At 41.6% G+C, this 23,104-nt stretch carries 21 protein-coding genes; 15 read left to right on the top strand and 6 right to left on the bottom strand.

From position 1 onward, the window contains the following. The 8 genes from M1F25_RS18345 (at position 1) to M1F25_RS18310 (ending at position 6,209) form a co-directional block, all read left to right on the top strand. On the top strand, positions 1 to 486 hold the full coding sequence (locus M1F25_RS18345; RefSeq protein ID WP_232368701.1) for a fimbrial protein: 486 nt from the start codon (positions 1 to 3) through the stop codon (positions 484 to 486). Further along, complete coding sequence (locus M1F25_RS18340) at positions 486 to 1,016, top strand: fimbrial protein (RefSeq protein WP_181488701.1); 531 nt, start codon at positions 486 to 488, stop codon at positions 1,014 to 1,016. The genes M1F25_RS18345 and M1F25_RS18340 overlap by 1 nt, the downstream gene beginning before the upstream one ends. A gap of 16 nt (positions 1,017 to 1,032) precedes the next feature. After that, positions 1,033 to 1,881 (top strand): adhesin, encoded by an 849-nt coding sequence (locus M1F25_RS18335; protein ID WP_181488699.1) that lies wholly within the window; start codon positions 1,033 to 1,035, stop codon positions 1,879 to 1,881. Between the two features lie 14 nt (positions 1,882 to 1,895). After that, a complete protein-coding gene (locus tag M1F25_RS18330; protein ID WP_004259284.1) occupies positions 1,896 to 2,168 on the top strand; it encodes a helix-turn-helix domain-containing protein in 273 nt (90 codons plus the stop codon). Between the two features lie 376 nt (positions 2,169 to 2,544). Further along, positions 2,545 to 3,513 carry a siderophore ABC transporter substrate-binding protein gene (locus tag M1F25_RS18325; protein WP_004259275.1) on the top strand — a complete coding sequence of 323 codons (969 nt, stop codon included), beginning with the start codon at positions 2,545 to 2,547 and terminating at the stop codon, positions 3,511 to 3,513. Positions 3,514 to 3,516: 3 nt separating this feature from the next. Next, positions 3,517 to 4,479 (top strand): ABC transporter permease, encoded by a 963-nt coding sequence (locus M1F25_RS18320; RefSeq protein WP_004259272.1) that lies wholly within the window; start codon positions 3,517 to 3,519, stop codon positions 4,477 to 4,479. Further along, a complete protein-coding gene (locus tag M1F25_RS18315; RefSeq protein ID WP_004259269.1) occupies positions 4,466 to 5,449 on the top strand; it encodes an iron chelate uptake ABC transporter family permease subunit in 984 nt (327 codons plus the stop codon). Before M1F25_RS18320 ends, M1F25_RS18315 begins: the two co-directional genes overlap by 14 nt. 1 nt (position 5,450) lies before the next feature. Beyond that, the gene (locus M1F25_RS18310; RefSeq protein ID WP_004259268.1) at positions 5,451 to 6,209 is read left to right on the top strand and encodes an ABC transporter ATP-binding protein; all 759 of its coding nucleotides are present in this window, start codon (positions 5,451 to 5,453) and stop codon (positions 6,207 to 6,209) included. 433 nt (positions 6,210 to 6,642) lie between these two features. Here M1F25_RS18310 and M1F25_RS18305 read toward each other — a convergent pair whose 3' ends face one another. From M1F25_RS18305 to M1F25_RS18290, 4 genes are all read right to left on the bottom strand, one after another. Continuing rightward, positions 6,643 to 8,106 carry a hypothetical protein gene (locus M1F25_RS18305; RefSeq protein ID WP_181488697.1) on the bottom strand — a complete coding sequence of 488 codons (1,464 nt, stop codon included), beginning with the start codon at positions 8,104 to 8,106 and terminating at the stop codon, positions 6,643 to 6,645. A 225-nt stretch (positions 8,107 to 8,331) separates the two neighbouring features. Then, the gene (locus M1F25_RS18300) at positions 8,332 to 8,832 is read right to left on the bottom strand and encodes a RidA family protein (RefSeq protein WP_004259262.1); all 501 of its coding nucleotides are present in this window, start codon (positions 8,830 to 8,832) and stop codon (positions 8,332 to 8,334) included. A 123-nt stretch (positions 8,833 to 8,955) separates the two neighbouring features. Continuing rightward, entirely contained in the window at positions 8,956 to 10,374 is a 1,419-nt protein-coding gene (locus tag M1F25_RS18295; protein WP_004259261.1) for an NAD(P)/FAD-dependent oxidoreductase, read from the bottom strand. Positions 10,375 to 11,292: 918 nt separating this feature from the next. Next, a complete protein-coding gene (locus M1F25_RS18290) occupies positions 11,293 to 11,955 on the bottom strand; it encodes a DUF1028 domain-containing protein (protein WP_181488695.1) in 663 nt (220 codons plus the stop codon). A 163-nt stretch (positions 11,956 to 12,118) separates the two neighbouring features. Here M1F25_RS18290 and M1F25_RS18285 point away from each other — a divergent pair, with 163 nt between their 5' ends. Genes M1F25_RS18285 through M1F25_RS18260 form a run of 6 tightly spaced genes read left to right on the top strand, consistent with a single transcriptional unit; the run spans position 12,119 to position 19,152 of the window. Then, a complete protein-coding gene (locus M1F25_RS18285) occupies positions 12,119 to 13,678 on the top strand; it encodes an ABC transporter substrate-binding protein (protein ID WP_181488693.1) in 1,560 nt (519 codons plus the stop codon). A gap of 51 nt (positions 13,679 to 13,729) precedes the next feature. After that, positions 13,730 to 14,677, top strand: a complete 948-nt coding sequence (locus M1F25_RS18280) for an ABC transporter permease (RefSeq protein ID WP_181488691.1) — start codon at positions 13,730 to 13,732, stop codon at positions 14,675 to 14,677. Next, positions 14,674 to 16,488, top strand: a complete 1,815-nt coding sequence (locus M1F25_RS18275) for a dipeptide/oligopeptide/nickel ABC transporter permease/ATP-binding protein (protein ID WP_181488689.1) — start codon at positions 14,674 to 14,676, stop codon at positions 16,486 to 16,488. The genes M1F25_RS18280 and M1F25_RS18275 overlap by 4 nt, the downstream gene beginning before the upstream one ends. Continuing rightward, on the top strand, positions 16,488 to 17,291 hold the full coding sequence (locus M1F25_RS18270; RefSeq protein WP_112307542.1) for an ABC transporter ATP-binding protein: 804 nt from the start codon (positions 16,488 to 16,490) through the stop codon (positions 17,289 to 17,291). Before M1F25_RS18275 ends, M1F25_RS18270 begins: the two co-directional genes overlap by 1 nt. Positions 17,292 to 17,321: 30 nt before the next feature. Continuing rightward, positions 17,322 to 18,092, top strand: coding sequence for a FadR/GntR family transcriptional regulator (locus M1F25_RS18265; RefSeq protein ID WP_112307541.1), 771 nt, complete (start codon positions 17,322 to 17,324; stop codon positions 18,090 to 18,092). Between the two features lie 4 nt (positions 18,093 to 18,096). Continuing rightward, positions 18,097 to 19,152, top strand: a complete 1,056-nt coding sequence (locus M1F25_RS18260) for an osmoprotectant NAGGN system M42 family peptidase (protein WP_096864467.1) — start codon at positions 18,097 to 18,099, stop codon at positions 19,150 to 19,152. Positions 19,153 to 19,227: 75 nt separating this feature from the next. Here M1F25_RS18260 and dsdA read toward each other — a convergent pair whose 3' ends face one another. Together dsdA and dsdX are read right to left on the bottom strand one after the other, a co-directional pair. Continuing rightward, positions 19,228 to 20,562, bottom strand: a complete 1,335-nt coding sequence (gene dsdA / locus M1F25_RS18255) for a D-serine ammonia-lyase (RefSeq protein WP_181488687.1) — start codon at positions 20,560 to 20,562, stop codon at positions 19,228 to 19,230. A 12-nt stretch (positions 20,563 to 20,574) separates the two neighbouring features. Next, positions 20,575 to 21,912 (bottom strand): D-serine transporter DsdX, encoded by a 1,338-nt coding sequence (gene dsdX / locus M1F25_RS18250; protein ID WP_181488685.1) that lies wholly within the window; start codon positions 21,910 to 21,912, stop codon positions 20,575 to 20,577. Between the two features lie 217 nt (positions 21,913 to 22,129). Here dsdX and dsdC point away from each other — a divergent pair, with 217 nt between their 5' ends. Next, positions 22,130 to 23,101 (top strand): DNA-binding transcriptional regulator DsdC, encoded by a 972-nt coding sequence (gene dsdC, locus M1F25_RS18245; RefSeq protein ID WP_004259232.1) that lies wholly within the window; start codon positions 22,130 to 22,132, stop codon positions 23,099 to 23,101. Positions 23,102 to 23,104 lie beyond the last annotated feature (3 nt).

Genomic DNA, 23,104 nt, shown 5'->3' with positions numbered 1-23,104 from the left:
ATGAAAAAAATAATGAAAAGACTTCCACTGATAATGAGTTTGTTAGTTATACCTGTTAGCGCTGCGATGGCAAACGATGTGGAATTTACTGGAACCTTGTTACTTCCACCGCCTTGCACTGTTTTTGAAGATAAAGTTCACGTCATCGAATACAAAGATATTGGTTTACATAAGGTTGATGGCGTTAACTTTGCGAAACCGATTAATTACGCATTGAAGTGTGAAGAAAACTTAAAAGGTTGGGACTTAATGCTAACTATCAAAGGGACAGCAACAGATTTTGATAAGTCGGCACTGGAAACTAATGTTCGAGATCTTGGCATGCGTATTACTCAAAATGGCCTCGGTTTTGAAATTAATAAACCGTTAAAGATTAGCTATGGGCAACCACCTATTCTAGAGGTTGTTCCTGTAAAGAGATTGGGCGTTACGTTGCCTGAAGGAAGCTTTGCCGCAACAGGGACATTGCTAGCGGAGTACCAATAATGAACAAACTAATTCAATGTGCAGTAGCTAGTGCCTTACTTATCAACGTTAGCACCGCTTTCGCTGTGCCTGATAATTTAAGGATTATCGGTAATTTAGTGGAGGAACCTTGCACTATTTTACCGGGTGATGAAAACATCCCGATGGATTTTTTTGATACACCGGAGAAAAACTTTTATGCCTATGGTGAAACGCCTCCTAAAGAGTTTGTGATTAAGTTGTCTGACTGTGATACGACAATAGGCAAATTTGTGGAAGTCACCTTTTCTGGAACACCGAACCTGGCACTACCTGGTTTTTTAGCGTTATCAACGAGCAGTGTTGCATCTGGTTTCGCGGTGGGGCTACAAAATTCAGATAAAACACCACTGGCGATTGAACAAAAAGGCTCGAAGCTAACGCTACAAGATGGTGCTAACCAATTGCGGTTCTATGCCTATTTAAAAGGTGAACCGGATGCTATTGCTGATAAGACAATAAAAGTAGGGCCTTACAGTGCTGTAGCAACATTTAAATTAGATTATGAATAATAAGGCTGTGACTAATATGAAAGTATTTTTATCGCTATTAATTGGTGCAGTCATGTTTTCATCTACTGCATCAGCCTCTGTTTTTTCCTATATCACAGAATCCATGCCCGGATCAAATCCGAGCAATGGGGATGCGAATTATAGGTATGTTATTGCCCGTTGGGACCCTGAATTACCGAATGTACCTAACCCTTGCTATAGAAAGGGATTCAAATGTTGGTTGACAGTAAGTCATAAACATACTCCAGAAGGATTGCCAGGGCGACCAACAGTCGTTTTAGCTGAAATATCCAATTATCAATACATGGACCAAGTGCAAAATATACCCGGAGTTTGGGCTAAGGCGACAGCTCCATCAACCGCGTTGGCACAACATACAGGCGTTGTATTACAGAACAACCAAGAGTGTGTGGGGCTATTTTGGCAAAATACTGAGTCAAGTGTTGCAACACAAGGCAGGTTAATCCCCGGCTCATTATGTGGTATTGCGCCTCCACCGATTGGGGCTTGTAAGATTAACAATACGATCCCAGATATTAACTTTGGCCCAATTAGCGAAGCTGAACTTGCTGGTCAATCAAAACAAGTAAACGTTAGTGTGACATGTAACTTAGCGATGGATGTGCTGGTGATTGCTACAGGGGTTAACGTGACAAATGGTCGTGTTAATTTACGACCAGATAACAGTTTATATGCGAATTTGTATCTAGGTGGAAATGATACGCCAGGAGAAGCTGGTTATAAAATCCATGTACCTGCTGGTGGAACAAGTTCAGTAACCCTGAAAGCTGTATTAGGTACTAATGGCCGAGTTCAAGCCGGTCAGTTTGAAGGTGCCGCAGCCCTTATTTTAACTGTGCCTTAATAAATGGTGAAAATATGTATTCAGAAAATGGCAGTGAAAAAATCCATTATATGGTAGGTCAGAGGATCTTAGAAAAGCGTAGAGAACTGGGGTATACAGGGTTTCAGTTAGCTCAGTTATTAGGTGTTAGTCAACAACAGATCTCACGCTATGAAAGAGGCAAAATCAAGATTGATTTGTTTCATTTGTTTAAACTTGCATTTTTGATGGGAACACCAATTGATTGGTTCCTTGAAGATATCAGCTCTCAGCTCAGTGAAAATGGGCGGCTGGATGATACGCAATAATAAGTCTTTAAATGGTTGTTAATGATAAATAGGTTGAGATGACGATTTTATGTCGCCTAACTGTAATAAAAGTAGCTAAGCAAACAAGTACAGTAGAAAACTCAACCTATTTATTTTTGAATAAAATGTCGTAACAAACTGCCAACCCTCTGTTTTATAGAGTTCTCCTCGTTTTTTTATTTCTCTCTTTCCTTTTAACACTTTAAAATTCATAGATTCAACAGATTAAATTGATGTTTTTGTGCGTTGCAACAACTTTTTAGTGAATGCAAATGCAAACTAATATCATTTGCGCTTATTTGCGTGTAATATACGCTACATTGTGGATCACCAAATTTTATCATCAGTACTTTTATCGATGGACGGAGGAAATTAGATGTTTGCAAAATCATTAGTTTCGGGTATTGCGTTGTTATCTGCGTTAGTATTAGCTGGTTGTGATAACGCAAAAGACACGACAGAAACAGCTCAAGTCGCAGAAAAACAAACTATCACAATTGAACATGCCCAAGGCAAAACTGAAATTCCTCGTCATCCGCAAAAAGTCATGGTGATGAACATGGAAACATTGGACATCATGGATGCACTCGGAGCACCAGTTGCCGGTGTCCCACAAACCAACGTTCACTTCCCTGAATTCTTAACTAAATACAGTGGTTCTGAATACGTCAATGGCGGGACATTATTTGAACCTGCTTATGAAGCCTTAAGTAATGCTAAGCCTGACCTGATTTTAGGTGGTAGCCGTGCTCGTGATGCCTATGACAAACTCAGCGGTGTTGCACCAACCATTTCATTAGATATTGATAACAAAAACTTTATTGGTAGCTTAACTGAGCGCACTAATGAACTTGGCGCGCTATTCGGTAAAGAAGAACAAGCCAAAAAACTGATTTCTGACTTCAATACAAAAATTGAAGGTATTAAAGCTAAAGCGCCGACTGCTGGTAAAGCGATGGTGATCTTAGTGAGTGGTGGTAAAATTTCCGCATATGGGCCAGGTTCTCGTTTCGGCTTTATCTTTGATGTATTAGGTTTTGAACCTGCTTATGTGTTTGAAGAAAACACGGGTCGCCACGGTAATATCGTTAATGCAGAATTACTGGTGAAATTAAACCCAGACTGGTTATTTGTTATCGACCGTGACAGCGCAATTGGCAAAACGGATGCACAGCCTGCTGCAGAAGTATTAGATAACGCATTAGTGAGAAAAACCGCTGCATGGGAAAAAGGCCAAATTACTTACCTTGACCCAACTGCAGTATATATTGCTGGTGGGATCCAAACTTATTCTCAGTTAATGGACGATATCAATACAGCATTAGAGAAGAGCCAAGCAAAATAACCGATGAAAACGCTTTATCTTTTTTGTGGAATTGTCGCGTTATTGGTTTTAGCGGTATTAAGCTTGTTTATTGGAGCGGGTGACGTGTCACCCGTTTCGCTTTTCACCGACCCAGAGATGCAAGACATTTTCTTTATTAGCCGCATTCCCCGAACCGTCTCCTTGATTTTAGCAGGTAGCGCCATGAGCGTTGCTGGGCTAATCATGCAATTATTAACACAAAACCGTTTTGTTGAACCTTCCCTCGCAGGAACAACCCAGTCAGCCAGTTTAGGTTTATTGGTCGTTATGGTGCTTTTCCCAGCAGCAAGTATTATGACTAAAATGGTGGTGGCCAGCGGTTTTGCACTTCTTGGCACCATGTTGTTTATGGTGCTATTACGTCGTGTGATTTTAAAATCTGCCCTGATAGTTCCACTGGTGGGGATTATGTTAGGGGCAGTTATTAGCGCATTGACCATTTTTACCGCTTATTACTTCGACTTACTACAATCTCTTGGTGCATGGATGAGCGGTGACTTTTCTAGCATCATTCAAGGCCGGTATGAACTATTGTGGTTAGTAGGAATATTAACGTTAATTGCTTGCTGGATTGCCGATAGCTTTACGGTCGCCGGTATGGGGCGTGAATTTTCAATTAATGTTGGCCTAAATTATCGCAAAGTGATGACCATTGGTTTATCGATTATCGCTTTAATCAGTGGCGTCGTGGTCGTGGTGGTCGGGGCATTACCTTTCCTAGGCTTAATTATTCCAAATCTCGTGAGCTTAGTGATGGGCGATAACATACGTAAAACCATCCCATGGATTTGTATTGCTGGTGGTGGCTTAGTTTTACTGTGTGACATTATTGGGCGCTTAATTCGCTATCCATTTGAAATCCCAGCAAGTGTGATTTTAGGTGTCGTTGGCGCGGTGATTTTTTTATATTTATTGTTGAAGCAACAACGTTATGCAAAAAGTTAATTCATCAATAGCGTTACCTAAAAAAGGGGTAACGCCGTTGCAAAGAATATGGATACTACTGGCACTATCGCTGCTATCCATTGTGCTTTATATGACGGTCAATTTAGGTAGCAATCTTGCTTATATTTTGCCGCATCGAGGCTATATTGTTCTCACCATGATTGTGGTAGCTTTCTCGGCTGGGGTTTCAACAGTTCTCTTTCAAACGATCGCTAATAATAAGATATTAACCCCATCTATCATGGGATTAGAAGCATTGTTTGTATTATTACAAACCATTTTTATCTTCTATAGTGAGAGCTTTCCATCCTCTTGGTTATTGAATATTGGTAAGTTTCTATTAGAGTCCACACTACTTGTACTGTTCTCTGTTCTGCTCTACCGCTGGTTATTTGTGTCAGTTAAAATGAATATCAACCTAGTATTGATGGTGGGTATCATTCTTGGCACATTATTTCGCAGCGTAGCGACATTGCTGCAGCGCCTAATGGACCCTAATGAATTTTCCATTTTACAAAGCCGGATGTTTGCCACCTTCACAAAGGGAACACCTGAGCTAATTCTATTCACATTAATGATCACGGCAGTCGTCGGTGTCTTATTGTGGCGCATGCGTTATTGTTTTGACGTTATCGCGTTAGGTCAAGCCAATGCGGTGAATTTAGGGATTAATTATCGCCAGCAAGTCACTGTCATTTTGTTGCTTATCTCAATATTAGTTGCAGTTTCTACAGCATTAGTTGGGCCTTTAACATTCTTAGGTTTGATGGTCGCGAACTTAGCTTATTTAGTGGCAGGCAGTAGCCAGCACCGCTATTTGTTACCCGTTTCCTTTCTACTTGGTGTCATTGCGCTGATTGGTGGGCAATTGATTCTAGAATATGGCTTAAATATGGCTGGGACATTATCAGTTGTTATCGAATTTGTCGGCGGTATTTTCTTTATTTATATGGTGTTAAGAAGGTTTTAGTATGATTGAAATTAGTCAGATATCGAAAAGTTATCAGGATACTAAAGTCTTAGATAACGTAACAACAACAATTAAAAATAGCGGTATTACCTCAATCATCGGGCCTAATGGTGCAGGTAAATCAACACTATTGTCGATAATTGGGCGCTTGTTGCAGCCTGATCACGGTGGTTACGTCAAAGTGAATGATTTAGACGTATCGACAACACCGAGTGATAAATTAGCGAAATGTTTGTCAGTTTTGCGCCAAGAAAATCAATTTGCCAGCCGTTTAACAGTCGAGGAATTGGTTGGTTTTGGGCGTTACCCATACACCAAAGGCCGTTTAACCATTGACGATAAAAAGAAAATTGATGAGTCACTCTCTTTTCTAAATTTGTCAGATTTACGTCACCGTTATTTAGATGAATTATCGGGTGGTCAACGCCAACGGGCTTATGTCGCAATGGTTTTATGTCAAGATACCGAGTATGTTTTACTTGATGAGCCGTTGAATAACCTTGATATGAAACATGCGGTGATCATGATGAAACTGCTGCGTAAAGCGGCAGATGAGCTGGGTAAAACGATTATCTTAGTGATCCACGATATAAATTTCGCTTCCGTTTATTCGGACTATATTGTCGCTCTGAGAAACGGCCGCCTGTCTTATCACGGTAAGCCAGAAGAGATCATGAAATCTGACATTATTGAGGACATTTTTGATACTCCGGTTGATATTAAACGGGTGGATGATCAGTATATTGCTCTCTACTACTAAATTTTCGTCATCCTTCGAGCTGTAGCGGTGTTGGCTACGCTCAGCTACTCGGGTCACATACTTTTGTATGCTCCCCGAGATATCTTCTCTTGCCGCCTTGCTACAGTTCGAATGATTTAGAAAATTAAATGGTTATCATCCTTCGAGCTGTAGCGGTGTTGGCTACGCTCAGCTACTCGGGTCACATACTTTTGTATGCTCCCCGAGATATCTTCTCTTGCCGCCTTGCTACAGTTCGAATGATTTAGAAAATTAAATGGTTATCATCCTTCGAGCTGTAGCGGTGTTGGCTACGCTCGCTACTCCGGGTCACATACTTTTGTATGCTCCCCGAGATATCTTCTCTTGCCGCATTGCTACAGCTCGAATGATTTAGAAAATTATAGTGAATTAGAATATTTTTCTTGGGAAGAAAATAGAAAAAACAAAACATCTACGGTGAAATTTCGATATCTTCATCGGTTGTCAGTAAGTCTAGCGGCTGCAATACTTCCAAACGTTTTATTCCATCGGCATTAACCACTAAACGCGCCAGCTCATTGTAGGTTTTTTTGTTAATTGTGACACGGCGGCAAAGGTAAATATGGTAGACCTTTTCACCAATGATTGCGGGTTCATCATCATTTACAGTGAGCTCTTCATAGCTAATATCAATATATTTTAGAAAATCTGAAATATTAAAACGTGTGATATCAGCAATTGATGATTGGTTTTTTTCAAACACCGAATGGCGGTTATGTAGCAATACATCTTTGCGGTAATACAGGATGTCTTCCATGCGCTGGACATTAACTAAATTAACCCAATGGGATTTTTGTCGCATTTCACGGATATCAGGGGAGAGCATATTTTCACTGATGAAGCGAAAAGACTCTTTGCATAGCCCGACAGGGGCCTTAACACCTTCACGATAAATACGTAGTTGTCTATCAGGGATCCATTTCTGGAAAACGCGATATAGTTGCTCACGACCGATTTCTTTCAGCCTATCTTTGAAAATATAGCCAATAACCATAGCTAAAAATAAATTTGCACTCAACGCGCCATATTTCCCTTGCCAAAGAAAGGCAATTAACGTGGCAAAAATCATTGAGATTGCTGCTGCGATACCATAAATGGAGTGCAATAATAATGGCAACCCACGTTTATGGCGGATCTCTAAGTAAAGGTAGCGATTGATGTATTTTTTCAATAAATTGCGACGATATGTCACTAATTCGGCATCAGTTTCATCACTGGGAAAACAATCAGGGTATTGTTTCTTTAGGTAACGCATTTCTTGATACCAAGAATGACGGATTTCTTCACGTAACGGTATTTGCTTCTCAGCTAATAAATCACGCAAATAATTCATGGTGTAGTAGGTCATAAATTCGTCGCAATAAGAAAATGCATTTGAGCGAATGCTTTCTTCAATTTTGCCCGCCAGTGGCGCTAACGCCCGATAAACCCCGAGGCATTTCGCCATGTTAGCCATAAACTCGGTTAAGTATTCATCTGTTTGTCGTTGAGCGTTTTGGCTTATCATTTTGACATTAATTCGTACCGTACGCTTAAAGGTTAAAGCATAGCGTTTTAACTTGTTCTCATACTCGTCCAATGAGGGTGGGTTTAATGGGTCACATTGTTCTAACCAGTGTTTTAAGTTATCTAATTCGCCATTTTCTTCTGGTAAAGCTGAAAGCTTAACCGTAGGTGGGCTTAAGCGGATATAGTTTTTGAGGCTACGCTGAAGGCTTGATGGCGTGTATAGGTCAGGGTTGACTTGCAATGATGACGGAAGAAAGAAAAAACTTTCGACCTGATAGCGGATCTCTTTTGATTTACGAGGTAATAGAACTTTTTGTTTGATTTCAAACTGTTTTTTACCGTGGATCTTGAGAGACTCTTTAATCATATATTGCCTTATTTGATACGATGACTCACTTTTACCTTGATGATTGCAGTGCTAATGATTGCAGCATACACGTTTATTTATTGAAGAACTTTAAGCAATAGCATACAGGAAGCAATGGTGACAGTCTGTGAGGGAATGTTGAAAGATGTGGCAATCAAGACGTGTTCTTATAACGAGGCACATTGCTATGCCTCATTATCGTTTAGCTATTCGTTATTGAATAACTTATTTTTTTGCAGCAGGGCGTACTGCTGTCACTTCGATTTCTACTCTCCAAGCTGGGTTAGCCAGTTTAGCGACTTGGAAGGTAGAACGAGCTGGCAGATTAGTAATTTTCTCAGACTCATAGAACTTATTGTAACCGGCCATGAAGCCAGCGAAGTCCATAGTACCTTGAGTTTCTTCACCACCAACTAAAAATACTTGCATTTTAACAACATCATTCATTGTCAAACCCATACCTTCGAGGTTAGCTTGGATTTGTTTTAATACGTTGATTGTTTGTGCTTCGGTATTACCATAAGACTCTAAAACGCCTTCTTTAGCGTCTGCAGAGATTTTAGAAGGAACTTTTCCGCTTAGGAAAATGAGGTTGCCCGCATTGATTTCTACTGATTCAGAGATAGGGAATCCTTTCACTGGAACGCGTTTAACATCATCAGCTGCATTCGCACTTGCTACACCTAAAATCAAAGGCAGAGAAAGCAATAAAGTTTTATAGCGCATGTAAACTCCTTAACATTATCAAAGTAAATAGGATCTATTAATTTTATCAAAAATTAAACTTTCATTTAACTTTAAACTATTCGCTAATAGATCCACAGTAAAAATCGTTATTTTCCCCGTTTTTTAGTTAAAACGAGAAAGTTTATACGGCGTAGGGTCGATAAATGGTGTTTCACCCATTAACAACTCTGCCGTTAATCGACCAGATGCAGGGCTTTCTGTCATACCCCAGCCTGTAGCGGTGTTGATGACCAGACCTGGATACTGCTCGATGGTTGAAATAATTGGAATTTCATCATCCGTTGGTGCAACAGTACCACCCCAACGCTCAACCACTTTAGACTCTTTAAATACTGGGAACTCTTTTCTCAGTCTTTCTAGAACGCCATCTAAGTGTTCATTGTTTGGTGTATTTGTTGCCGTACGGAACTCTTCGAATGGTGTCTTCTCGTCTAAATTCCAAGATGTTGCCATCATGAAGGAGTTGAATAAGTCTTTACCAAGAGAGAACTCTAATGGTAACTCACCGCCACCTAATACATGTAGGAATCTTGGGCCTAACAGGAAGCTGTCTTTAACGATAGAGCTGGTAAAGATACGTGGTGCAACAGCATAAGTCCCATCAGCTTGTTCACGGAAGTGAATACCGTTAGGTAAGTGTACGTTACCTTTTGGTGCACCTGGTACGCCAGTAATACGCTGTTGTGACAGGTAAACGTTTAGTGTTGGAACGTCAATACCTAAGTTACCCATGAACAGACGCGACCAAATCCCCCCCGTCAGAACAACACGAGACGTTTTGATTGCACCTTTTTCAGTGACAACATCAGAAATTTTGCCGCCTGCTGTTTCAATACCACGTACTGCACAATTAGTGTAGATGCGAATACCGATTGATTTAGCGTAGTTTGCCATCGTTGGCGTAACAACTTCTGGGTCAAGGCTACCAGAGTCTTCTTCAAAACCACCAATTTTCCATGGGGTTTGTGCATCAACCAGACGATTAGCCAGTTCAGTACCTTCAATCATACGGGTGCGTAAAGGCGTATCGAAACCTGGGTTTTCAGATGCAGACTTAATCCACGCTCTTGAAATTTCTAAGTCTTCTTCGCTAGAAGGCACTTCAACACGGCCTTGAACACGGTAGCTGGTATCAGCACCGATTTTTTCGTTCATACCGAGCCATTGAATTTTCCCATAGTGGTGTAAAGGGAAAATAGCTGGAGAGGTTTTGTAGCTGATGATTTGGCTATATGCACGACCTGATTGCTCACCACCGACAACACCTTTTTCACAGATAACAACATTAAGACCTTTCTCTGCAAGGTTAATTGCGGTCATGATCCCTTGAAGGCCAGCACCGATGATGACTGCATCCGCAGACTCAGGTAATTTGCCTTCAGTACCAGCAACAGCAGGTACACGTGATTTAGTCGATTCAAAACGACCTTCACGATTGATCATAGGAACAACCGCAGCACCTCCTGCTAGAACACCAGCAGCACCAACCCCTAATAATAGCTTTCTTCTCGAGATTTTCATCTATAACCTCAATAACAATCTTGTTTTTTATATAGTAAATAATTTCAAATTGAGATAATGATCTTATCATATATTTTGTAATTGTTAAGTGGCGGTAGCATTTGTTAATAAACGTCATTGAAATGAAATGCGACGTAAATTGATGTACTCAGTGCTGTAAAGGCTTTGTGGGTGATTACTTTATTTTAGAGATATAAGAATTAATATTTTTTTAATGTTAATGTCATTAAAAGTGTACAGGTGTAAATATGAAAATTTAGCTTAAAGGCAATAATTGATGAGGGGGTCAAAGAGGGAGATTAATATTTCACCATAGATGAAAATTCTGAATATCCCTTAAGTTCTAAAATTGGGAAATTAATATATAAATGAGTTTTAAATGTACTTTTTGAGCTATTTTTGTTCATTTGATTATTAATCATCCATTTGTTAAGGCTTGCAGTATTTAAACGTATTTAATATTGATTGGTTAGGTTGCATAAATATTGTCCACTAGGTTAGCTGGGGATTTGGCATATAACAAGTTGATAATAAATGTTATTTTGTTTCTGTGGTGAAGTGTCTAAACAAAAATAAATAACCTAGTCTTTATTAAGGTTAATTATCGTAATCATTTATGAGATAGAATTAGATAAATTTAAAGCAATAGATGTTTTTCATTATTTTTAATGTTGTTAAAAATAACCACTTATTTTCTGATGGCAACGAATAGTAAAAATTAATAGGACGTATGACAAGAGTGAATAATTAAGATTAAGTAATGAATGATAAATTGAATAATAAGCTAAACTGGCTTTAATGATAAAAAATACAGAGTTATTCATGCAGTTAATAATATTTTCATAAATAGTTACTTTTACTTCAGGTACACATCATTCAGTTATTTTACTTTATTAGTCGATATGCACCATGATAGCTTCACTTATTAGCGATATATTCATTTCCTGTGGGGATTTGCGCGAAAAAATTAGCATAATCCTCGGAGCGAACCTGTTGAAGGATGGTTTCAAGCGCTGATAGCGGTGCTTCTGACCAATCGCAGCGAATATCAATGTCTGCGTATTGCCGGTCATTCCATACTTTTAATGCAGCGGAGCGGATGCCTCGATAATCACCACCTTCATCGGCACCGGCTTGCATGGCAATGAGTAATCGATCAGCCAGATCTTGGTCAGCATTTTTATAATAGCTTTGATAAATAGCGCTTAGAACCTGTTCACCTACTAACATATTGCCAGCAATAGCTAAGTTGGGTTCCGATAGACTTCCACACCAAGGTAAGCAATATTGACCTGTCCAATCGGCTGTATCACCGTAGTTATCCATAATAATTAATTGTCGCCGTTCACAGTCAATATCTTGTTTAACCAGATGGTCTAAGCTTTTATTCGCGTTATGGCCTTGCTGCAAATATTCAATGCCTGCTAAGCCAGCAATGGGGTTGGTCATTGCTTGAGTTGCGATTGCCCCCGTTTGGCTTTTGCCATGTAAGACCAATGCACCAACCGCAGGGCCACCCGTTGCCGTTGCTGCACCTATTTTTCCTGTCAATGGGCAGCGCGCCACAATTGAAAATGTCATTTTACACCTCATAAATTAGACCTTGATCAAATTTATCATTATAAATTCTTGCTTGAAATATAATTTATCATCATAAATAAAGAAAAAGATAAAATTATTAACAAAATTGACACAAATCACACTTCACAATCATATAGCAATGTCAGCACTCAGGGGGAAGCAAATGAAAATGCGTTTATGTAGGTGGATAGCCAGTTTTTGGCTTTTATGCTTTATTTCGCTACCGACATTGGCGGTGAACCATCCTGATGTCTTGTTATTAGGGCAAGTTGCTGAGCCGCAGTCATTAGACCCACAAGTGGCAACCGCTGCGAATGATTCTCGAATTTTGGTTAACTTGTATGAAGGGTTAGTTCGTAATGCGGATGGTACATTGACGCTTGAACCTGCTTTAGCCCAATCATGGTCTGTTAGTGATGATGGCCTCACATATACTTTCCATTTACGGGAGAATATAAAATTTCACGATGGCAGCCCATTCAATGCGGATGCAGTCAAATTCACATTTGAACGAATGTTGGATAACCAGCACCCGTACTACCATACAGGGCCATTCCCATTATCATTTTTCTTTTCCGCAATAGACAAGATAGAAACTCCAGATGATAAAACGGTGGTTTTTGCCTTAAAAGAACCGTTTGCCCCGTTTTTATCAAATTTAGCGACACCAGCAGGGCTGATTGTTTCACCCGCAGCAGTAAAGAAATATGACAAAGACTTTAGCCGGCACCCTAGCGGAACAGGTCCCTTCAAGTTTGATGAGTGGACCGCAAACCAAAGGGTAGTCGTATCCGCTAATGAAGACTATTGGGATGGTAAACCCAGTTTAAAACATGTTGTTTTTCGGCCTATCACTGACGCCAATACTCGGGTAGCCGAAATGTTATCGGGGGGGATTGATGCCATGGTAGAAGTCCCTGCTGATAACGTCCCATTATTTGTTAATGACAACCGCTTTCATGTTTATGAAGCCGTAGGGCCGCATGTTTGGTATGCCATGCTCAATGCGTCTCAGCCACCATTTGATGATGTACGTGTGAGGCAAGCCGTTAACTACGCGGTAAATAAAGACAATATTGTGAAATACATTCTTCAGGACTCTGCGGGGGTAGCACAAGGGCCCATCCCATCGGCATTCGATTGGGCATTTGATGCAGAAACAGAGGCTTATCCTTATGACCCTGAAAAAGCACGCCAATTGATAGCAGAAGCGGGAGCTCAAGGGCAAAAAGTTATTTTTTATGTCACGGAAGGGGGCTCAGGGATGCTAGACCCGATCCCCATGGCGACAGCCATTCAAGCAGACCTGAAAGCGGTTGGGCTATCTGTCGAAATTCAAACCTTTGAATGGAATACTTACCTATCAAAGGTCAATGCAGGTCTAAAACAAGCGCATATGGCCGAAATGGCATGGATGACGAATGACCCAGATACTTTGCCTTTTTTAACCTTACATAGCGCTTCTTGGCCGGATAAAGGCGGGTTCAATTCTGGTTATTACAGTAACAAGCAGCTCGATAGGTTATTAGACAAAGCTCGAGTCACCAATAATCTCGAGGAGCGCGCCCAGCTATATCGGCAAGTACAAAAAATTGTTCATCAAGATGCCCCTTGGTTATTTGTGGCGAATTGGAAGCAAAATGCGGTCGCTAATGAGCATGTTAGACATTTCAAATTGCAGCCTAACTTTAACTTATTACTTAAAGACGTTCGTAAAGATTGATTAATGTGAATTAAATATTCAATTAATCTTTTGATTTTATGGGGAAAAATTATGTGGTTATACTGTTTGAAACGCATTTTAGCGACCATACCCATACTGATTGGTTTGACGTTAATTGTCTTTTTTATCATGGCAATGATCCCTGGAGACCCGGCTCAAGCGCTGCTTGGCCCTTGGGCAACTCCTGAAAATGTGGCGAGAGTAAAAACAGAGCTTGGGTTGGATAAGCCGTTATATCAGCAATATTTTATTTGGATGCATAATTTAATTTCGGGTGATTTTGGCCGTTCATTTGTTCTTAACCGGCCAGTTGTTGATGAAGTTTTAGAGCGATTTTCTGCCACATTAATTTTGGGCGGAAGTGCATTATTACTGAGTTCAATATTAGGGTTACTGGCCGGAGTCTTTTCTGCCATTCGTCAATTCAGTTGGAGTGACCGATTTATTACACTCGCTGTTTTATTGGGTATCTCAATGCCATCTTTTTGGATCGGCTTATTGATGATTATGCTTTTTTCTGTTCAATTACAATGGTTTCCGGCATCAGGAATGTACGATATTTGGCAAGGCGGTGGCCTGAGTGATTTATTACATCACCTTGTTTTACCCGCAGTGACGCTTTCATTAGTCGCGACAGGGGTGATAGCGCGCTTGACGCGTACAGCAATGTTAGAAGTATTGCGGCTTGATTTTATTCGCACCGCAAGAGCAAAAGGTTTGAGCGAGCGCAAAGTGATTTTTCGCCATGCATTTCGCATGGCACTGGTTTCCGTTATCCCAGTCATTGGTATCCAAGCGGGCTTTGTTTTTGGTGGTGCGGTGTACATTGAAACCGTTTTTCAGTGGCCGGGGCTAGGTGCCATGCTAGTGAAAGCCGTGGCAACCCGTGACTTGTTTTTAGTTCAAGGGGGCGTATTGATTGCAGCAGCGTCCTATGTCTTTATCAATTTACTTGCGGATGTTGTGCAAGCCATGTTAGACCCGAGGTTGAAATCATGAGCCAGTCTGTGACCCCTGTTATTCAGCATCGTCATCGCCAATCGATTGGCTCATTATTACTGGCGAATCGTTTAGCAACTTTGGGCTTATTTACTTTATCTATCATTATGCTCTTGGCATTTTTAGCACCTTGGCTCCCCCTTGCTAGTCCTGATGAAACGGATTTAGTTAATCGGCTACTTCCCGCTTTTTCATCTGGCCATTTATTAGGTACTGACCATTTAGGGCGAGATATTTTGTCTCGATTGCTGTGGGGAACACGAGTATCCCTATTGGTCGGTATTTCCGCAACACTAATTGCGGCAATATTCGGCACCCTGATTGGCTTGGTAGCTGGGTATGTAGGCCATCGTACCGATACATTATTGATGCGTTGTATTGATATGCTAATGGCATTTCCATACATTTTATTAGCCTTAGCGATTGTAGCGGTACTTGGGCCAGGGCTACTCAATGCGTTGTATGCTATCGCATTAGTGAATATTCCCTTTTTTGCTAGGAATATTCGTGGGTTAACGGTGGGTTTACGTGATAGAGATTTTATACAAGCTGCAAGGTTGTCAGGTAAAAACCACCTACAAGTCCTATTAACGGAAGTGTTACCGAATGTCTTGCCAATCATTGTGGTTACCATGTCAACGACCATTGGCTGGATGATCTTAGAGACGGCAGGCTTGTCATTTTTAGGGCTAGGTACTCAACCACCGAATGCAGATTTAGGTTCAATGCTAGGGCAAGGGCGCGCGCAAATGTTTGTTGCTCCTCATGTGGCATTGGTACCTGGTATTATGATCTTTCTTATTGTGATTAGTTTTAACCTGTTAGGGGATGGCGTGCGTGACATTCTTGATCCCCGGTTAAAATCAGGAGCCTTACAGCGATCACAACCGATGACACAGACTGACAGAGTTAATATTCCTGCGAAAACGGGAGGCGAACAAGTGGTATTAGAAGTCAAAGACTTGTCGGTCGCTTTTCGCCAAGGAAATCAATTACGCCCAACGGTAAAAGGGATCAGTTTTACCGTTGGTGCGGGGGAATGTTTAGGGCTAATTGGAGAAAGCGGTTCGGGTAAGAGTGTTACGGCTTTATCTGTAATGGGGTTGCTTGCATCGCCTCCTGCGTTGGTTACCGCTGGTGGTATTTATGTAGAACATGAAGAAATGTTGTCATTACCGTTATCTGTTATGCAGCGCCGTCGCGGTGCGAAGGTATCCTATATTTTCCAAGACCCGCTGACGACACTCCATCCGCAATTTACCATAGGTGTGCAATTGCGTGAGGCCATTTCTGCTCACCAATCGTTGTCATTCTATGAGGCGAAAAATAAAGCCATTGAATTATTGGATAGCGTTGGGATCCCAGATGCGCAGGAGCGTTTTGATGCCTACCCCCATGAGCTTTCGGGCGGGCAGCGCCAGCGGGTAGGGATAGCGATGGCATTGGCTAATGACCCTGTGTTGATTATTGCCGACGAGCCGACCACCGCATTAGATGTTACGGTGCAGGCGCGTATTTTAGAGTTACTCAACCAACTACGCCGTGAACGTGGTGTTGCACTCTTATTTATTACCCATGATTTCGCGGTTATTAACCAAATTTGCGACCGTGTTGCCGTCATGCAGCAAGGTGAGATAGTTGAAACAGGGGAGACACAAACGGTATTACGCCAGCCTCAGCATCCTTATACACAACGCCTGATCGCCAGTGTCCCTAAATTAGGGGAAGGGCGTGGATTTTTAAAACAAGTCCAACAACTTTATGGTCATCAGCCCAATGGTAATGATTTAACATCGGCACAGGAGGTTTAATGAAAAAAGTGATTGAAGTTAATCAGTTGGTGAAAACCTTTGGGCAGCCAAGAAGCCTATTTCACCCTCGTGGACGCCAAGTTCACGCACTAAAAAATATTTCATTATCGCTCTATGAAGGTGAAACCCTTGCTGTTGTAGGGGAGAGTGGCTCTGGAAAAAGTACCTTAGCGCGTATTTTAGTTGGGTTGGAGCGTGAAACCTCGGGGGAAATCACGGTATTAGGGCAAACTCGTGCCGAATGGCTGCAACATGGTTCACGTGCATTTGGGCAAGCCATTCAGTACGTTTTTCAAGACCCGGTTGCATCTTTGAACCCCCGTAAAACGATAGGCGAGACATTAACGGTTCCATTGAAATACTTAAAGCACATGAACACATCACAAAGAGCGAAGCGTTTGGCGGAATTACTCGAAGCTGTCAATATGCCAATCGACGCTTTAGCTTGCTATCCTCATGAGTTTTCAGGAGGGCAGGCACAGCGGTTAGCGATTGCGAGAGCATTAGCTGCGGATGCACGAATATTGGTACTTGATGAACCCGTTAGTGCGCTGGATGTTTCGGTACAAGCGCAAGTTTTATTGTTATTAGAACAACTTAAACAACAGTTTTCATTATCGTATTTATTTATTAGCCATGATTTGGCGGTAGTGGAGTCGATTGCAGATAGAGTTGCCGTACTCTATTTAGGGGATTTGCTAGAATGTCGAGATACCCGCAGCTTATTTGCCGCACCGGAGCATGAATATACACGAAATTTATTGGCAAGTGCCCCACGAATTCGTGTTGATTCAGTCGATTAGAAACTTATTTAAACCAGTTGAGAAGCTAATATGAGCACCAATAAGCCAATGACGATAGAGTCAGTGCGTATTAAACGTACTGATGAAATCGTCAATGCGATAAAAGAAACCATTATGGCCAATAACCTCATACCCGGTGACCGTTTGCCACAAGAAAAAGAGCTAATTGAACATTATAACGCTAGCAAAAGCACTGTGAGAGAAGCATTAAAGTCATTGGAAGTTCAAGGGTTAATTAAAACAAAAACTGGGCCTGGTGGTGGCGCGTTTATTGATTCAATGACTGAAGCGCGAGCGATGAGTTTGTTATCGAACTATTTATTTACGCGGGATATATCAATCAAGGATATTTATACGTTACGTAAATTATTAGAACCGGTGGTAGCAGTCAGTGCCATTGATAATATCGATAACGCAGGAATTCAAAAGCTGTACGATACCATCGCCATTTATGACCATGAGCCCGTAGATGAAAATGAACGCTGGCAGCAACGAATGGCAGAACTGGATTTTCATGCGGTGGTCGCTAGCTATTCCGATAACGTTTTATTAGTGTTTATCTGCCATTTTTTACAACGCTTACTCAAAGACTTAGCCGTTTGTCAGGACATTTATTTAAAACCTGAGCCTGTCGACAGGCGTCAAGGCATCGAATACCAATATCAATTAATCGAGGCTTTACGCCGTAAAGATGCCGCTAATGTTCAATCGGTAATGGAAGCACATATGGCTTATGCAGAACAAGCCATGTTAGCGCTACAAGCCACATTACAAGAACGTTTCTTAAGTGAAGATAGGTAATATAATGATAGATAAAGTATATCTGACCTCTGTATTAAAAACATTATTATGCACACCTAGCCCTGTTGGGATGACTGAACAAGCCGTTGCGCAAACTCACCAATGGTTGTCGGAGTTGGGGTTTACACCAAAATACACACGCCGCGGGGTGCTCTATATCACACTCGGTTCTGAAGAACCTAAACGTGCATTAGCCGCACACCTTGATACATTAGGGGCGATGGTGACACAACTCAAACCGAATGGGCGTTTGGCACTGCGTAATACTGGCACATGGGCAGCCCGTTTTGCGGAAGGTGCAAGGGTGACAGTATTTAGTGATGATCACCAATATCGTGGGACAATTTTGCCATTAAAAGCCTCAGGGCACCGTTTTAATACTGAGGTAGATACCCAAGTAGCCGATTGGGATAATTTAGAAATTCGCCTTGATGCCCCCTGTTATAACTTTGCTGATTTGCAATCCCATGGCTTAAACGTCGGTGATATTGTTGCAGTGGATGCTCAACCCGAATTCATTGATAACGGTTTTATTGTATCGCGTCATTTGGATGATAAAGCCGGATGTGCAGTGATGTTAGCCGCATTAAAATCACTGGTGGATGACGGTATTGTGCCAGCGGTATCTTGCCAAATGATGTTCACGATTTCAGAAGAGGTCGGTATCGGAGGCACCCACGGTTTTGGTCCGCAGGTTCAAGAATTATTAGCGATTGATAACTCTGTTTCTGCCCCTGACCAAACTACACGGGATGACGCCCTCACCTTAGCTTTTCGCGACAGAACTGGCCCGTTTGATTTAGCAATTACGCGGCATTTATTACAATTATGCCAGCAGTATGATATTCCTCACGTCCGCGATACGTTTAAACATTATCGTTCGGATAGTGCTGCAGCAATTGATGCAGGATGGGATATTCGTGCGGCTTTAGCATGTTTCGCACTAGACAGTTCCCACGGCTGGGAAAGAACTCATTTGGACTCATTAGTCGCGCTCGCGACGTTAGTAAGACGCTATATTGAAAGTGATTTAGTGCCATTACCGGGGCAATCATTATAAAGCGAATAATGTGCGGTTGATGGTAAAAAGCCCTCATATCATTTAACGTGAGGAGGGCTTTGAACATGTTAATTATTAGTTTAGATTGGCTTGCGATAAATATTTTTGCATCTCATCTGCGGGTACCATACCGCCACCTGTTGCCCATACCAGATGTGTTGCGTTGGCCAGTTGCTTAGGCGTGAGTGATTTGGATTGCAAATAATCTGTGTTTTGCGTGACATGCACACAGCCAGTCATACCCGCCAAGGCCGAAGGCTCTAATTTAATAGATTCGGTCTGGTTGAGTAAGCCTAACAGGTTATACATTTCGCTATCATCGATAGTGTAATAACCATCAATCAACCGCTCCATCGCGCGCCCCACAAAACCGGATGCGCGGCCAACGGCAAGGCCATCAGCGGCAGTGATATTATCGATACCAATCTCTTGAACTGACACGCCATCATGTAACCCGGTATGTACTCCTAACAACATGCAAGGTGAATGCGTTGGTTCTGCAAATAAGCAATGGGCGGCATCCCCAAAGGCGAGTTTTAACCCGAAAGCAACGCCACCGGGGCCACCACCAACACCACAAGGTAAATAGACAAATAGCGGGTGGTCGTTATCCACTGTAATCCCTTGCTCTACAAATTGTTTTTTTAGGCGAAGGCCTGCGACGGCATAGCCAAGAAATAGGGTTGTGGAGTTTTCATCATCAATAAAAAAGCAGTTTGGGTCTTTTTCTGCTTCTTTACGGCCTTGTTCAACGGCGATGCTGTAATCTTGCTCATATTCCACAACATTCACACCATGTGAACGCAATTTGTCTTTTTTCCATTGTCTGGCATCTGCGGACATATGCACGCTGACGCTAAAGCCAAGTTTAGCGCTCATAATACCGATGGACATGCCAAGGTTACCGGTTGAGCCCACCGCGATGCGGTATTGGCTAAAGAATTGACGAAATTGTTCTGAGAATAAAATTTCGTAATTATCATCTGTTGATAATAAACCAGCTTCTAAAGCCAATTTTTCTGCATGGGTTAAAACCTCATAGATGCCACCGCGGGCTTTGATTGACCCTGAAATTGGCAGGTGGCTATCTTTTTTCAGTAACATTTTCCCTGTTATTGGCGTTTGATACCGTTTTTCCAGCGCGGCCTGCATGTTGGGAATATCGATAACTTCAGATTCAATAATCCCTTGTGTCGCTTGAGTTTCTGGAAACGCTTTCATCAAATAAGGCGCAAAGCGGGTTAAGCGCGCTTCTGCATCTTGAACATCTTCAATGGTAAGCCCGACATAAGGCAAACCCGCTTGGGTCGTCGTGACCTTTGGGTTGAACCACGCAATTTGCTTTAAATCGATTAAGTCCTGAACTAAAGGGTAGTCAGCAATTAACTTATCAACATTTATCTGAGTCATAATTACTCTCTTTTAAATCACAAATGAAAGTGCAAAAGTCCCTGCCAGCGCGACGAAAGACGCAATCAACGTGGCGACACTATAAAAACGGAATGTTTCGGCTAAAGTCGCGTTACAGTACTGTTTGACTAACCAGAACAATGAATCAGTGACGATAGTGCAGCCAATTGCGCCTGAGCCAATGGCTAATGTCATAATTTCTGGGCTAATGTGTGGGTACATTGGCATTAGCGGAGCAACAATCGCCGTTGCGCCCATCATCGCAACGGTGGCAGAACCGACAGCGGCATGAAGAATAATGGCGACTAGCCAAGCCAGTAAAATTGGGTGCATATCAATACCAGATAACACCATCGCTAAGGAATCGCTCAGTCCACTGCCTTTTAAGATACCGTTAAATGCTCCTCCTGCGCCGATAATCAATAAAATATTAGCGATTGAGCTAAAACTCTCTTCGGTTTTGCTGAGTAATACGCTCATACCCATGTTACGTCGGATCCCTAACATGTAATAAGCGACAAAAGCAGCAATAAACATAGCGGTTATTGGGTTACCAATAAACTGTAAGAGGGTAAATAACTGGCTATCTTTGCTCATGTTCAAGTCAGCGGCAGTCTTGATTAACATGAGGGCAATTGGCAATAACACCGTGAACAGTGTCGCACCTAAAGAAGGTAAGTCTTTTTCTTCACGTACCTCAAGATCTGAGAACGCTTCTGGCACAGTTTTAAACGGTAAGCGGTCACCTAAGAATTTGAGGAACAGTGGCCCGCCGACTAATGACGCGACTAGGCCTACGGCTAACCCTGCAACAATCACCGTACCAATATCAGCACCTAATTCATTTGTGACAAATAGAGCAGCAGGGTGTGGCGGTACGATGCAATGGACGGCCATCAGCGCAGTACACAATGGGATCGCTAACTTTAATAATGAAGTATTGGTTCTTTTGGCAATGGAAAATGCGAGTGGGATCAGTAACACCACACCGACCTCAACAAACAGGGTGATACCGCAGATTAACCCAATGAGTACCATGGTGACATCGGGAGTCAACCAACGGCTTTTTTGTAATGTCACCCCAATTTGCTCTGCTGCCCCGGAGATTTCCATCATTTTTCCAAGAATAGTTCCTAGCCCGATAATGGCAGCTAAGAAACCAAGTGTACCCCCAATGCCATTTTCGATAGCGTTGACCATCTCCAATGGATTCATTTGCATGGAGATACCGACAAAGAAGCTGGCGAGTAAAAGTGCTAAAAAGGGATGAAACTTAAATTTAATAATTGAAACGATGATTAGTAAAATACTGATAACTAAAGTACCAATCATCCACATTGTAGAGTCCATATCCTACCTCTGATCATCTTGTTATTGTTTTTCTATTGGATAATAAATATTCAGTGGTGACAAACGATGAAACACGAGCTTTAGATGAATCAAATTAACTCAAAGGTGTGATATTAGTCATATAAAACGGAGAATAGCGTCTTTGGGTCATCTAAATTCATCTTAAAAAGGGTATTGTAGAAATCATTGAGTATCGTTGTTTTTATTGGAGGCGTTGATGTCAGAAAATTTCAATCAATTTGAGCAATCTGGATTTATTCAATGGAATAAACGGCTATCAAGTTATCAGCTATCGCGCCTACATACCTTTGAAGCAGCAGCACGGCATAGCTCTTTTGCATTAGCGGCACAGGAGCTGGCATTAACACCCAGTGCAGTTAGCCACCGAATTAATACGTTAGAAGGGGAGTTAGGTTTTAAATTATTTGAGCGTTTTCATCGGCGTATTGAGCTGACGATTGATGGTGAGCGAATTTATTGGGCACTACGCAAAAATTTGGATGATATTAACCAAGAAATTATTGATATCAAGAACCAAGAAATCTCGGGTGAACTTACGGTGTATTCACGACCATCCATCGCCCAGTGCTGGTTAATTCCCAAAATTGCGGATTTTGCTAACCAATATCCCTCAATTCAGTTAAATCTATTAACGGGCAACGATGACGTTAACTTTCGTGGCTATGGCATTGATATTGCTATTTATTATGATGATATCACTCGGCCCAATTTATATTGTGAAGATTTAATGTCAGAGTCAATTGTTCCGGTCTGTAGTCCGCAATATGCTAAACAACATGATTTGCTTAATAATATTCATCAATTGAAAAATTGTACTTTGCTACATGATAGACAAGCTTGGAGCAGTAACTCTGATTATGATGAATGGAAGGCGTGGAGTGAACATTACCAATTAACCTTGTTTCCTCATCGCCGAAACCTATGCTTTGATCGCTCTGATTTAGCGATTGTTGCCGCAATGAACCATGCTGGTGTGGCGATGGGACGTAAACAATTGGTTGAAAAACGCTTAAAGCGCCAAGAACTGGTAATGCCATTTGGTGATATTTCGCTGAAGTGTCAACAGCGCCACTATTTTGCGATGCTAAATGATAAACGAAACCCAAAGGCGGATATTTTTATTCAATGGTTAAAACAGCAAGTTAACGCAATACCACAAGTAAAATGATGC

The organism is Providencia sp. PROV109 (assembly GCF_033681625.1).
Classification (GTDB): domain Bacteria; phylum Pseudomonadota; class Gammaproteobacteria; order Enterobacterales; family Enterobacteriaceae; genus Providencia; species Providencia hangzhouensis.
This window is presented reverse-complemented; position numbering and strand designations above follow the sequence as displayed.

What these genes read in the sequence shown, in the direction of transcription:
- M1F25_RS18320 (WP_004259272.1), top strand. Translation starts at nt 3,517, where the DNA reads ATGAAAACGCTTTATCTTTTTTGTGGAATTGTCGCGTTATTGGTTTTA.
- M1F25_RS18325 (WP_004259275.1), top strand. Translation starts at nt 2,545, where the DNA reads ATGTTTGCAAAATCATTAGTTTCGGGTATTGCGTTGTTATCTGCGTTA.
- M1F25_RS18315 (WP_004259269.1), top strand. Translation starts at nt 4,466, where the DNA reads ATGCAAAAAGTTAATTCATCAATAGCGTTACCTAAAAAAGGGGTAACG.
- M1F25_RS18260 (WP_096864467.1), top strand. Translation starts at nt 18,097, where the DNA reads ATGATAGATAAAGTATATCTGACCTCTGTATTAAAAACATTATTATGC.
- M1F25_RS18305 (WP_181488697.1), bottom strand. Translation starts at nt 8,106, where the DNA reads ATGATTAAAGAGTCTCTCAAGATCCACGGTAAAAAACAGTTTGAAATC.
- dsdX (WP_181488685.1), bottom strand. Translation starts at nt 21,912, where the DNA reads ATGGACTCTACAATGTGGATGATTGGTACTTTAGTTATCAGTATTTTA.
- dsdC (WP_004259232.1), top strand. Translation starts at nt 22,130, where the DNA reads ATGTCAGAAAATTTCAATCAATTTGAGCAATCTGGATTTATTCAATGG.
- dsdA (WP_181488687.1), bottom strand. Translation starts at nt 20,562, where the DNA reads ATGACTCAGATAAATGTTGATAAGTTAATTGCTGACTACCCTTTAGTT.
- M1F25_RS18275 (WP_181488689.1), top strand. Translation starts at nt 14,674, where the DNA reads ATGAGCCAGTCTGTGACCCCTGTTATTCAGCATCGTCATCGCCAATCG.
- M1F25_RS18265 (WP_112307541.1), top strand. Translation starts at nt 17,322, where the DNA reads ATGAGCACCAATAAGCCAATGACGATAGAGTCAGTGCGTATTAAACGT.
- M1F25_RS18285 (WP_181488693.1), top strand. Translation starts at nt 12,119, where the DNA reads ATGAAAATGCGTTTATGTAGGTGGATAGCCAGTTTTTGGCTTTTATGC.
- M1F25_RS18310 (WP_004259268.1), top strand. Translation starts at nt 5,451, where the DNA reads ATGATTGAAATTAGTCAGATATCGAAAAGTTATCAGGATACTAAAGTC.
- M1F25_RS18280 (WP_181488691.1), top strand. Translation starts at nt 13,730, where the DNA reads ATGTGGTTATACTGTTTGAAACGCATTTTAGCGACCATACCCATACTG.
- M1F25_RS18335 (WP_181488699.1), top strand. Translation starts at nt 1,033, where the DNA reads ATGAAAGTATTTTTATCGCTATTAATTGGTGCAGTCATGTTTTCATCT.
- M1F25_RS18330 (WP_004259284.1), top strand. Translation starts at nt 1,896, where the DNA reads ATGTATTCAGAAAATGGCAGTGAAAAAATCCATTATATGGTAGGTCAG.
- M1F25_RS18345 (WP_232368701.1), top strand. Translation starts at nt 1, where the DNA reads ATGAAAAAAATAATGAAAAGACTTCCACTGATAATGAGTTTGTTAGTT.
- M1F25_RS18270 (WP_112307542.1), top strand. Translation starts at nt 16,488, where the DNA reads ATGAAAAAAGTGATTGAAGTTAATCAGTTGGTGAAAACCTTTGGGCAG.
- M1F25_RS18295 (WP_004259261.1), bottom strand. Translation starts at nt 10,374, where the DNA reads ATGAAAATCTCGAGAAGAAAGCTATTATTAGGGGTTGGTGCTGCTGGT.
- M1F25_RS18300 (WP_004259262.1), bottom strand. Translation starts at nt 8,832, where the DNA reads ATGCGCTATAAAACTTTATTGCTTTCTCTGCCTTTGATTTTAGGTGTA.
- M1F25_RS18340 (WP_181488701.1), top strand. Translation starts at nt 486, where the DNA reads ATGAACAAACTAATTCAATGTGCAGTAGCTAGTGCCTTACTTATCAAC.
- M1F25_RS18290 (WP_181488695.1), bottom strand. Translation starts at nt 11,955, where the DNA reads ATGACATTTTCAATTGTGGCGCGCTGCCCATTGACAGGAAAAATAGGT.